Here is an 11,726-nt window from a genome sequence, read left to right as displayed (position 1 = left end):
GCACGGCAGCAGATCGGCCGCAGCTCGGGAGTGAGGGTGTCGCAAGGTCAACATGATGAAGAAGCTGCCGGGTTGCGTGTCGGCCGGCTTAGCTCCGATCGCCGGGCTTGCCAAGTTGCGGCGCAGTGAACTAAGGCAGGCGCGCCTGAGCGAGCCCTCAGCCCCAGCTTCCGGACCAGCAGTGGAAAACCCTCTCATGGAAGAAGATGCCTATATCGGGAAATGGGTGCGGCCCAACAGCGACGCTCCGCTGGAAATGGTCGGGCGCAAGGGCTCGCATGATCTTGATTGGATCGCCGGCTATATCATTCAGCTTCTGGACATCCGGCCGGACGATACAGTGCTGGACGTTTGCTGCGGTAACGGTCTGATCACCGCGCGGATCGCCCCGAAGGCCAAGGCAGTCACCGGGCTGGATTACTCGCAGGTCCTGTTGAAGCAGGCGCGTGAGATTTCGGCTGCTCCTAACCTTGTGTACGCTCAGGCCGATGCTACCAAGATCAGCGAGGCTCTTGGCGGCCAGAAGTTCAACAAGATTCTGCTTTGCTCGGCCTTCCAGTATTTCGACGATGCGGCCGGGCGGAAGGTGCTTTCCGGTCTTCGGGAAGCTCTGCTGCCGGGCGGTACCGTCGCGATCTGCGACATCCCAGACAAATCGCGGCGTCTCGGTCACCGTGTACGCGCGGCCGCTCGGCTGCTGTTGCCCAGCAAGGCTGAGGGCGGCGCGAGTTCGAATGAACGATTCCCCTCCATCAGGGCTCGCTTGAGCTATCTCGCACGAAATGTCGCCGCCGTCCTGAAGCGGAAGAAAACGGACGATCTAGGCTGGTGGTGGGCGCGACGCGATTTCGCGGCTGCGGCCGGTTCCGTCGGGTTCGAGTGCCAGCTTCTCGACCAGCCCAAGAATCACCCACTCCATTCATATCGGTTCGACGCTCTTCTGACATGAAGGGCACACAGGCCGATGCGGTTCGTGGTGCCGCCGTGACGCAGCTCGACGCTCCCGAACTCAAGCCGGAACAGGCGGCCGTCAAGCCCACCCGACCCTGGAAGCGGCGCGCAGTAACGCTTGCCTATTACCTCCTGATCGCCGTCATCGTCATCGCGGTCGTCCGCTTCGGGCGCGACAACTGGAATACGATCGAGATCATCCTCAACAAGCCGCTCTGGCTGTGGATGCTCGCCGCGCTGCTCTACCTGATGTTGCTGGTCTTTCGTGGTTTGTGGTTCGACATCCTGGCGGTCGCGCTCGGCGGGCACATGCCCTTGAAGGATTCGGTCGCGCTGACGGCATCGGGCCTGCTCGGCAATTATTTCTTGCCGGGCAATATGGCACTGCCCCTGCGTAGCCTCTATCTGCAGCGGCTTCAGGGGATCAGCTACAAGCGCTTCATCCCGATCGCGATCGCCGCCGCGATGTTCTCTATCGGCGTCGTCGGCGTCGTCGTTGGCCTCATCGCGCTGTGGCTCGGGCCGGTTGCTTCGAAGCCCTATACTGTGGTCGTCTCGCTGTTCGGCTTCGGCGGCGTTGGAGTAATCCTGCTGCTGGTGCTGCCCTTCCCGTTCGGGCGCCTGCCTTTCATCGGCAGCTTCGTCGAGAAGGCGCTGGCGGGCTGGCGGGTTCTGATCTCGTCGCCGCGCCTACTCGGTCGCTGGCAGTTGATTGAGATCGGCCGCGCTTCGACGGACATCCTGTTCTTCTGGGTCGTGGCGCAGATGTTCGACCTGCCGATCACACTCGGGCAGGCTGCGATCATCACCATGGTCAAGGATTGCGCCGTCTTCTTCCGTCTCACGCCTGGCGGTTTCGGCGTCGCTGAAGGCGTGCAGGCCTTCTTCGCGCTGGCATTCGGCCTCGACGTCTCGCGCATCATCATGATCGGCCTGGCCTGCCGCGTAATCGAGATCGCCTGCCTGGCGGTGGTGTCAGGGCTTCTCGTGCCCGGGCTCAAGCGCAAGATCGGCAACCCGGCCGAGACGCGATGACTGCGATCTACGGTCTGTTCCTGCTGGCCTCGGCACTGGCCCTCGGCCTCGCGATCGCCGGCCGATGCGGCGATGATCCGGCGCGGCGTATCGGCGCCGGCCTGCTCGCCGCCGCGCATGCGCCGCTGCTGCTGGCAACGCTCGCCATGGCAGTTGCCGTAGTCCTTCCTGGCCAGATCGCGGCGATACGCTGGCTTCCGGTCGCGGGCGCGCTCGTTCCCGCGCTGGTCGCCTTGTGCCTGCAGCCTCGTATCGCCAGGGAAGCAGCGCCGCGGAGCTGGCGCCGACCCACCCTTGTCGCATTGCTCGTTCTTTGCGGTGGCACGCTTGCGGTCCTTGCCAAGCTTCTTGCCATCCTTGTCAGCAACCTGTTTCCGATCATCGCCAACGATGCGCTGACCTATCTTGCCGAGGCGCGGATGTTCGCTGCCCAGGGCAGCCTCGCCGCCTTGGCGCATGGGCTGGGCGACCCGGCGAGCGGCGCTCCGCCAACCCATCCGCATACTGCGCTGTTCGCGGTCTATCTCGGCCATTCACTGCTGTTCTCGCCCGGTCCGCAACCCGCAGGGGCTGCGCTTGGCGACGACATGCCGGTACGGCTGGCCTTCCAGTTCACGGTGTTGTGCCTGGCCATGGCGGTTGTCGGGATGACGATGCTGCTGGCTGCGGGCCGGCGGCATGCGATCGCGGCCGGCGCCTTCGCGCTGATGATCTTCTGCGCTTTCCAGGCGTTCGAGTATACGAGCTTCAACAGCTCGCGGGATCCGTTCCGATTGATCCCGTGGCTGGGCCTGCTCACGCTGCTGATCGTGTTCGTCGACCGCCGCGGCTTGCCGCCGTCGTTGCTTCCGGCCGTTGCGACGACTGCGGGCTGGCTTGCCGCCAGCCATACGATCAACCTCTATTTCCTCGCCGTCGTCGCGCCGATCTTCGTCGTCGCGACGCTGCTGCGGCGCGTACCGGTCGTGCAGGTCCTGCTGATCGCTCTGGCGGGACTCGTCGGGCTGGCGCTGCCGGTGCTGCACTATGTCGACAACCTGCGCCGGATCGGCAACGTGCTCGGCAACGGCATGAACTACTTCCACTATCCCGGCACGGCTCTGGCCGAGGCGTTCCTGCGCTATGGCAACTGGAGCGCCCGCGACCTCAGCCCACTCGGTGCCTTGCAGAAGATGCTCGAGCAGCAAGGCATGATGATTGGCCTCGCCGCGCTGGCCGGGACCGTGGTGCTGCTAGCGATCGCATGGCTCGGTCCGCGTGAACGCCGCACCGTGCCAGTCGTCCTGGCCGCCGCCTTTCTGTTTCTGCTGGCGATCCCGCTGATCGAGCTGAAGCGCCTGTTCCCGATCGACATGAAGGAGGCGATGGTCTCGAACTATCGCTATGCCTATACGGTCTTCATCTTGTCACCGGTGATCATGGCGCTTTCCGTGCAGGGCATCCTCGCGGAGGTTGAGCAGCGCTTCGGCGCGTGGGCGGCCAGCATCTTCCTCGTTGTTGGCGCTGTCGCAACTGCCCTGTTTGCGCGGGCCGAGCTGCATCGCTGGCGGATCTACCCGACCTGGGATGTGCCGACCGCCTATCGCGCTAAATTCGAGCCGATCTGCGAGGCGGCGCGCGCCTTGCCTGTCGGTTCGGTCTGGCTCTCGGATCGCAGCACCGTGTCGTATCAATGCGGTATCTGGCCGGTATTCCTCTATTCCCCTGCTGGCCGCCGCTATTTCCTGCCGACGACCGTGGAGGAGGCGCGCAAAGTGCTAGAGGGCGACAAGGTCGGGCTGGTTTCGCTGGAGGAGGCGATCCCCGGATGGTGGCCCGAAACGGCCTTCTACAAGGCGCTGACGCAACTCAAGGACGAAGGCGTCTTCGATCTGCGTCGGGATGGCGGATGGCAGATTTTTACACGTCGACCTGCTAAGGCCGCAGGCGAGATACTTCCCTTCCAGGCGAGAGCCAACGCCAGATCATGAGCATCGAATGCTTGCCCGACACGCCTGAGGCGAAGGCGGAGTGGAACGAGTTCCTGCGCCGTTGCCCGGCCGGAACCGTGTTCACGTCGACGATCTGCCTGGACGCACTCGGCGCGCGCTATGATCTATGGGTGCTGCGCAAGGATGGTCGGATCGAGGCCGGGCTACCACTGACGCACGGCGTCGGCGGGCTCAGGACCAATCCGCTCTATTGCAAATATCTCGGCCTCGTCGTGGACGAGACGGTGCTGCGCAAGCCCAGCCATTATTATGCTGTGGCGGACGCCTTCGCCGGGCTGATCGGCAAGACGGCATCTTTTGACTATGTCTGTCATCCCTCGCTTCCGAACTGGATGCCGTTCCACTGGATGGGGCTGCACCAGCAGACGGCCTATACCTATGTCCTGCCGACATCGGCGAAGGACAGCTGGTGGAACGCTGCCGATTCCCGACTGCGCAATGCGGCGCGGCGAGGCCAGAAGGGCGGCGTGCAGATCAGGCAGGGCGATATCGGTTCGGCCGCCGATGTCGATGCTGTCTACAAGCTTTGCGTGATGCCGTTCACCAGCCGCGGTGCCAAGCCGCTTATCTCGCCGGAGCGCTTCGGGAGGTTGGTCCGTGGGCTCAGTGCGGCCGGTATGGCGCGGCTCTGGCTGGCGGACGAAGAGGGGCGCGGCGGCACATCCGCTGCAGTCGTGTTCGAGGACTGGAGCAGCGCCTATTTCGTCTTCAACGGCTCGCTGCCGGATGCACAGACCGGGACCAATGCGGCGCTTCTGACCGCGCTGGTGCAGGATGCGCATGCCCGCGAACTCGACTTCGACTTCGAAGGGTCGATGATCAAGCCGATCGAGAATTTCTACCGTAGCTTCGCCGCCGAACTGCGCCCCTATTCGCGCATCTATCAGCCGAGCTTCGTCAATTTCTGCAAGCGCACCGCGATCCAGGCGGTGCGCCGCTTCGGCGGCTATTCGCGTTGAACCGCGACTGACACTTCAACCCGGCCCGGCCTGGGCCTTGCGCATCAGCTTCAATCCGCGCTTGACGCTGTTGGCAGCGAAGTCGAAGGCCCATTGCCGGGCCCAGGGTAGGGCAGCGTCGTTCCAGCGCTCCGGATGGACACCAATATGGACGCGCTCATAGCGGCGGGCGCGCAGGAAGGCGGCGAGATCGTCGGAGGAATGGACGTCGTCAATCCGGTCCTCGCCCCGCAGATAGTCGCGCAGATTGGCGCCGGTCTGGCCGAAGGTGCGTCCAGCATCGGTGAACGAGGCGAAGCCTTTGAAGTCGAGCGACTCAATTGCGTCGATCACGCCCCAGTCGCGGAAATCGCGATGCTTCCAGATCGTCAGATTACTCTCGCGCGAGAGCGGGCTGCCATGCATCGCGATCGAGGAGACCGGTGCGAGCTCGCGCAGCCGCTTGAGATTGGCGTCGAACATCTCGATGGCACGCGCCTTGTCGAAGCGGGCGAGCGACCAGTCTTCATAGTGGTAGCCAATCTCATGGCCGAGATCTCGGATGCCAGTGACGACCTCCGGCACCAAGGAACAGGGCAGAGCGCGGAAATAGTAGGAGGTACGGACGCCGCGCGCGTGCTCGTTCCGCGCCATTTCGAGCGCGTTCCAGGGCTGCCGGTCGACATCGTGGCGTACGATCAGGACGCGGCCCTGCTTGGCCGGGTCGTCGTACCAGTCGCGGATGCCGCAGACATGGTAGTCCGCCGCGAGGGCGGCTTCGACGATCGAGACATATTTGGCTTGGGTGAAGTCCATGTCGTTCCTTCCCGGCGGAGGCGTCAGCCCTCAGTGGCCTGTTGGCCGGGGCGGATCGTCCAGTCGAGCTTCGGCCGGACCATGCCGCTGATCGGTCCGAGATAGTCGCCGCGCGCGCTGTCGCCTGCAGCCTGGTCGCCGATGAAGAGCGTCAGCGCCTCGCGGCTCTCGGCCAGCCGCTCATGCCGCTCGAAGGAGAGCACGCGCACTGTGAGATGATGGACGCCCTCATTGAGCAGATCGGCGGGCACGGTGACGCGCCCGACATAGGTGCCGGGCCTCGAAGCGGCGGCCGCCTGTCCCGATTGGCGCACACCGGTGACCAGGATCTCCTGATGGTTGGCGTCGATCAGGCTGATCTCCGGCGCGACCTGCAGCCCGTCAGCCACCACCTCGTAGCTAAGCTCGAAGGTGATCGGATCGCGCACGTCGAACTGCGTCGTCGCCTCACCATCCGCTTTGAGCGCGCGCAGGCTGATCAGCCGCACCGGGTCGCTGGCGCCCTTCGGCCGGTAATTCTCGTAGTCCTCGCCGGTCATGTTCATCTGCTTGGCGCCATAGGCGGCGGCGACATCGGCGACCGCGCCATCCATCGCCACCTTGCCCTGATCGAGCCAGATGCCGCGCGTGCACAGGCGCAGCACTTGCGGCATTGAATGCGAGACGAAGATCACGGTACTGCCCTGCTCGCCGAGGCTGCTCATCTTCTGCAGGCAGGCGCGCTGGAACTTGGCGTCGCCGACCGCCAGCACTTCGTCCGCGATCAGAATATCTGGCTCCATGAAGGCGGCGATGGAGAAGGCGAGGCGGGCGCGCATACCGGTCGAGTAGAATTTCAGCGGCGTGTCGATCGCATCCTCGAGCTCTGCGAAGGCGACGATCTCGTCGAGGTTGCGCTTGATGAAGCGACTGTCCATGCCCATTACCGCCGCATTGACCGTGGCGTTCTCGCGTCCGGTCAGGTCGGTGTTGAAGCCGGTGCCGACCTCGAGCAGCGCCGCCATGCGCCCGCGATACCAGGCGCGCCCCTTGGTCGGACGAACGACGCGGGCGAGGATCTTGAGCAGCGTCGACTTGCCGGCGCCGTTGCCGCCGATCACGGCGAGGCGCTCGCCGGGGCCGACCTCGAAGGAGATGTCACGCAGCGCCCAGAAGGGTTCGCCAAAGCGCGAGAAGAAGGAGGGTTTCTCTGCCTGCGCCTCCGAGCGGCCTGCCTCCACCAGGGCGCGCAGCGCGATATAACCGGTCTGGGCACCGTGATAATGGCGTTTGGAGAGGCCCTCGATGGCGAGGATCGGTCTGGTCATGCCACTATCCTTTCCACGTCAGAGAAAATCGATCAGCACGCGATCGAGCGCGCGGAAGAAGCGAATGCCGATCAAGCAGCAGACCAAAGTCGAGCCGAGCGACACCCAGATCCAGAATGGGTCGCAAGTCATCTGGCCGAGCACGCTGGCGCGGAACAGTTCGATGACCCAGAGCGCCGGGTTGAGCGCCAGCACCGGCTGGAACAGGGCCGGGACTTTATCGAAGGGATAATAGACTGGGGTGAGGAAGAGCAAGAACTGCAGGATCAGGTTGGTGAGCTCGCGAAAATCCCGGAACAGGCCGGTCAGCGGCGCTAGGAACAGGGAGTAGGCGAGCACGGTCAGCGGTGTCCCCAGCGCGATGACAGGCGCGAGGATGATGGTCCAGCCCGGCACGAAGCCGCTGACCAGCAAATAGGCCACCAGCACCACGAAGCTGACGAGGAAATCAACATAGGTCGAGAGTGTACCGGCCAGCACTGGGATGAAATGTGGAACATGGACCTTGCTGATCGTATCGCTCTCCTTGAGCAGCGACATCGCCGAATTGCTCAAGGCGTAGCTGAAATAGAACCAGATGATGCTGCCGACGAAACCGAAAACGAAGATCGGAATGTCGCCGGTCGACAAATTGGCGACGCTACCGAGCACGAAGGCCATGATCACGGCCGAGAGCAGTGGCCGCAAGATGATGATGCCAAAGCTCAGCACGGTCTGCTTGTAGCGCAGTTTTATATCCCGGACTGTCAGCGCCCAGGCCAGAAAACGCCAGTTCCAGAGCGTCCGGAAGGATCCGAAGGCGGTGTCGGTGGCAGAGGTGATGTCCACGGCGTCGTCGGATAGCGGCCGATTGGCTGTCACAGATCCTCGCTTGCGCTGCCGTCAAATGGTGCCGCTCGAAGCTCTCCGGCGGCGCGGCATTGCACATCAGACCGTTCTTCTCCTGTCAATGATGAGTTGATGACGCCGGCAAAACTGGTCGCAATTGTCGTGTAACAAAAGTGACGCGCTTGCTCGAGGCTGCATTGATCGTGTAGAGGGGCGGCGACGCCCAGGAGACCTCGTCTTTTGGGCGGTTCTTTTTGCCGCGCCGTCGTGTCAGCCCGGGTCGTTCCAATGCAAGACGTTTCAGCCGAAGACATGGAGAAGATCCGCCGCGCCGTCGTGGTCGCCGTGGTGCCTGCGCACAACGAAGAGCGCAACATCGTCCATGTCATTGAGACGATGCCGGACTACGTCGATCACATCGTCATTGTCGACGACAAGAGCAGCGACGCGACGGCCGAGCGGGTCAGAGCCGCTCAAGCGGATCATCCGCGCGTCGTCCTGATCCAGCATGCGGAGAACCAGGGCGTCGGTGGCGCGATCGCGTCCGGCTATGAATGGGCGCGCGACAACAATGCCGATTGTGCAGTCGTCATGGCCGGCGACGGCCAGATGGATCCAGCCGACTTGCCGCGCCTGCTCGCGCCCGTCGTTGTCGACGATGTAGACTATGCCAAGGGCAACCGCTTCCTCTTCCCGGGCGGCGTCGCGCTCATCCCAAAAGTTCGCTTCTTCGGCAATGCCTGCCTGTCCTTCCTGACCAAAGTTGGGTCGGGCTACTGGCACGTCTCCGACACGCAGTGCGGCTACACCGCGATCAGCAAGAGCGCGCTCAGGGCCATCGACTGGCAGAAGATGTACAAGCGCTACGGCCAGCCGAATGACCTGTTGGTGTCGCTCAATATCAACAACATGTCGGTGCGGGACGTGCCGGTAAAACCGCTCTACCAGGTCGGCGAGGTCAGCGGCATCAAGATCCGCCGTGTCATCTTCACGATCAGCAGTCTACTCCTACGGCGCTTCCGTGAGCGCATGTTCCTGAAATACATCGTGATGGATTTCCATCCGTTGGTTCTGTTCTACCTCATCGGGCTGCTGCTCGCTGCTATCAGCATCATCTTGTTCGGCCGCATCATCTGGCTGTGGGCAGACGAGGGTAGCGCGCCGGCGCTCAGCGCCATCGCCTTCATGTTTGCCTTTACCACCAGTATGCAGAGCTTCTTCTTCGGTATGTGGATGGATATGGAAGCGAACAAGTCGCTGCGCGGTTAGCAGGCTTGGGAGGCCGAGGCGGTCAGGGATCAGCGCTGGGCACGATCCCATGCAGCAGGGCCGTGCAGGCGTCGACCAGTCGGCTACCTTCGCTCTCCCAATTCAGGCTTTTTCCTGCTTTCAGGGAGTTGGTCCGGTAACGATCGAGGGCGGTCGCATCGAGCGAATTGATTGCGGCCGCGACGGCCTCTGGCGTATCGCCTTCAATCAGCACGCCGAGCTCGTGCTCGCGTACCATTGTCGCCATCTCAGGAAGAGCCGAGACACAGAGCGCCAAGCCGGCCATCGTGTATTCGAACAGCTTGTTCGGTAGAGCGAGCCGGTTCTGCAGCGAAGAGCCCGGCAGGCAGAACAGGCCTATGTCGAAAGCTGCGGCCTCTCGGACGAGCTCGGTAACGGGGACGGGCTCAGCGAGTGTGACACGATCGGCAACGCCGGCTGCGAGAATTTCCCGTTCCAGCACCTCGCGATAATCCGGCTGTGCCGGGCCGCGGATGGTCAGCGTGTAGCCATCGCGCCATTGCGGCACCGAGCGGATACAGGCTTCAAGCCCGCGACCGGGCGAGACCACGCCATGGTATAGGACCCGAACCGGCCGGCCGGTCGGACGAGATCCCACCCGGGTCATGGCTGGAATATTGCGGATCACGGTCGGTGTGGTGGCCAGAGTGTATTCGCGCTGCAACTCGGCGGCGATACCGGCCGAGACACAGGTCACCAGAGCGGCATCGCCGATGCAGGCGCCCTCCACAGCCATCACCAGCGGGCGGTGGAGCAGGCGCCAACGAGGATTGTCACTATATTCGTTGCTGGCCAGTTCATGGGTGTCGTAGACGACAATCGAGCCTTGGCGCCGCGCGAGTTCCAAGGCGATCGGCAGCATCTGCCAATCATTGGCGAGCCAAATGTCCCGACGCCTGGGCGATGCGAGCGCGAGCAGGGCCCGGAAGCGGGAATCGAGGCGCCAGTAGATCCGCGGCCAGGCCAACGCGCCGAGCTGCAGACCAGCAAGCCCGAGTATCTTCGCTAGGCGGCGGCGTATGCGGACGCTCGTGGTCTCGCGCATTCCGCCGGGGCCGCCGGCGGCTTCGGCGTCAGACAGTGTGGTGACAGGCCATGCCGGAGCCTGCGCGCGCGCGCCGGGCAGAGCGAAGGCCTCGACCCGCCAACCGGCCGCGGCGAAGGCGTCTCCCTGGCGGCGTACTCGCGGGTCATCTGCGGCCGAACCGAGGACCAGCAGGCCGATCGACGGAGATTTCCGGACGGAGGCGCCGTCGCCGACGAGGCTAGCCAGCATGCTGCGCCTGCCCGGCCGCGGAAAGTGTCTCGTAGAGGCTGATGAGCCGCTGACGTTCCTCGTCCCAGGATAATGCCCGTGCGGAGGCCAGGGCGTTTCGGCGCATCTGGTTCAGCTCGGGAATGGGTAATGCCCGCAGGGCGGCGGCGATGGCGTCCGGCGTCGAGTCGGTCGCAGTCAAGCCGCAGCCATATGTCTCCACCAAGTCTGCGAGGTCCGTCTCGGCCGTGACCAGCACCGCCAGCCCCGCCATCAGATATTCGTAGATCTTGTTGGGCATCGCAAAACGGTTGTGCCGGGTGTCGCGCGATGCGCAGAAAATGCCGATATGCGAACTCGCCGCCGCCTCGACGACTTCCTCATGCGGCACGGCGGGTTCGAAGGTGATACGCGAAGCGACTCCCAGTTTGGCGGCCAGCGCCTGCAACTTGGCGAGATAGTGCGGCGCACCATCACCGCGAAGGGTGAGCCGGTACTCCGGCAATAGCGGCATCGCCCCGATCACGGCTTCGATGCCGCGCCCACTTTTCAGGATGCCGTGGAAAAGCAGGCGCAGGGGCTGAGTGAACGGCGCTGGTGCGACGGTGCGATAGGCCGGCGCGTTGCGGATTACCAGAGGACGGCTGGGCAAGGCATAGAGAGCTTGCAGGGTGTCGGCGATGCCGTCGCTGACCGTAACGACCGCATCTGCCCGGCGAATGAAGCGGGCTTCGATGGCACTGGTGTGTCGTTGCGCCACGAGCCGCCAGACCCAGTTGTCGGCGTGTTCTTCGCCAGCGAGTTCGTGACTGTCGTAAACGATCCGGGAGCCGACTGCCTGTCTTGCAGCATCGGCTGCGACCAAGGCCTGCCAGTCATTGGCGTGGACGATGTCGGGGCGCAGCGCAAGTAGTGCCTCGCGAGCGGCCCGGTGCGGCGGTAAAAGCATATGCAGGAGCGGAGCGGAAGCCGGGATCAGGTTGGCGGGAAACTGGGTCGCCATTATCCCGAGACGTTGGCCCGCACGCCCCGGAGGATCAGGCAGCCGAATCATCCTGACCGGCAAGTCGGGGGCCTCGCCGAAGCCGACGGCGATTACCTCATGGCCGAGCGCAGCAAGGGTCTCCAGCGTGCGCAGAACCCGGTAGTCGCGCGCAATCGTGGTGTAGGACAGAACTGCGATCCGCAGCGTCCGCTTGGCACGACTATTCACAGAGAGCACGGCCCCAGAAATTTCAGAATCGCTTTCATATCCAATTCGCCAAATGCCAGAATACTTTAATAGCCAGGGCTTGGACTATCTTAAATGATGTTT

At 63.6% G+C, this 11,726-nt stretch carries 10 protein-coding genes; 5 read left to right on the top strand and 5 right to left on the bottom strand.

Features of this window, described 5'->3' with window-relative positions; genetic code table 11:
* Window positions 1–52 precede the first annotated feature (52 nt).
* The 4 genes from QO058_RS11220 to QO058_RS11205 are packed head-to-tail and all read left to right on the top strand — an operon-like array spanning window position 53 to window position 4,936.
* Window positions 53–949 carry a class I SAM-dependent methyltransferase gene (locus QO058_RS11220; RefSeq protein WP_284172090.1) on the top strand — a complete coding sequence of 299 codons (897 nt, stop codon included), beginning with the start codon at window positions 53–55 and terminating at the stop codon, window positions 947–949.
* Window positions 946–1,986 (top strand): lysylphosphatidylglycerol synthase transmembrane domain-containing protein, encoded by a 1,041-nt coding sequence (locus tag QO058_RS11215; protein WP_284172089.1) that lies wholly within the window; start codon window positions 946–948, stop codon window positions 1,984–1,986. Before QO058_RS11220 ends, QO058_RS11215 begins: the two co-directional genes overlap by 4 nt.
* Window positions 1,983–3,956: a hypothetical protein gene (locus QO058_RS11210; RefSeq protein ID WP_284172088.1), complete on the top strand. Its 1,974-nt coding sequence runs from the start codon at window positions 1,983–1,985 to the stop codon at window positions 3,954–3,956. The genes QO058_RS11215 and QO058_RS11210 overlap by 4 nt, the downstream gene beginning before the upstream one ends.
* A complete protein-coding gene (locus QO058_RS11205; RefSeq protein WP_284172087.1) occupies window positions 3,953–4,936 on the top strand; it encodes a GNAT family N-acetyltransferase in 984 nt (327 codons plus the stop codon). Before QO058_RS11210 ends, QO058_RS11205 begins: the two co-directional genes overlap by 4 nt.
* 15 nt (window positions 4,937–4,951) lie before the next feature.
* On the opposite strand, the gene QO058_RS11200 is transcribed toward QO058_RS11205, so the two are convergent.
* From QO058_RS11200 to QO058_RS11190, 3 genes are read right to left on the bottom strand one after another with little or no spacing between them, the layout of a single operon-like run.
* Window positions 4,952–5,731 (bottom strand): hypothetical protein, encoded by a 780-nt coding sequence (locus QO058_RS11200; protein ID WP_284172086.1) that lies wholly within the window; start codon window positions 5,729–5,731, stop codon window positions 4,952–4,954.
* 23 nt (window positions 5,732–5,754) lie between these two features.
* Window positions 5,755–7,038 (bottom strand): ABC transporter ATP-binding protein, encoded by a 1,284-nt coding sequence (locus QO058_RS11195; protein ID WP_284172085.1) that lies wholly within the window; start codon window positions 7,036–7,038, stop codon window positions 5,755–5,757.
* Between the two features lie 18 nt (window positions 7,039–7,056).
* Window positions 7,057–7,866 carry an ABC transporter permease gene (locus tag QO058_RS11190; protein WP_284172084.1) on the bottom strand — a complete coding sequence of 270 codons (810 nt, stop codon included), beginning with the start codon at window positions 7,864–7,866 and terminating at the stop codon, window positions 7,057–7,059.
* Between the two features lie 312 nt (window positions 7,867–8,178).
* Here QO058_RS11190 and QO058_RS11185 point away from each other — a divergent pair, with 312 nt between their 5' ends.
* Window positions 8,179–9,135, top strand: coding sequence for a glycosyltransferase family 2 protein (locus QO058_RS11185; protein WP_284172083.1), 957 nt, complete (start codon window positions 8,179–8,181; stop codon window positions 9,133–9,135).
* A 22-nt stretch (window positions 9,136–9,157) separates the two neighbouring features.
* Here QO058_RS11185 and QO058_RS11180 read toward each other — a convergent pair whose 3' ends face one another.
* Together QO058_RS11180 and QO058_RS11175 are read right to left on the bottom strand one after the other, a co-directional pair.
* Window positions 9,158–10,432, bottom strand: a complete 1,275-nt coding sequence (locus QO058_RS11180) for a glycosyltransferase (RefSeq protein WP_284172082.1) — start codon at window positions 10,430–10,432, stop codon at window positions 9,158–9,160.
* Entirely contained in the window at window positions 10,422–11,633 is a 1,212-nt protein-coding gene (locus QO058_RS11175) for a glycosyltransferase (protein WP_284172081.1), read from the bottom strand. The genes QO058_RS11180 and QO058_RS11175 overlap by 11 nt, the downstream gene beginning before the upstream one ends.
* Window positions 11,634–11,726: the final 93 nt, after the last annotated feature.

This window comes from Bosea vestrisii, from assembly GCF_030144325.1.
In the GTDB taxonomy this organism is placed as follows: domain Bacteria; phylum Pseudomonadota; class Alphaproteobacteria; order Rhizobiales; family Beijerinckiaceae; genus Allobosea; species Allobosea vestrisii_A.
The sequence above is the reverse complement of the archived record's forward strand: the minus strand, read 5'-3'. Positions and strand labels throughout refer to the sequence as shown.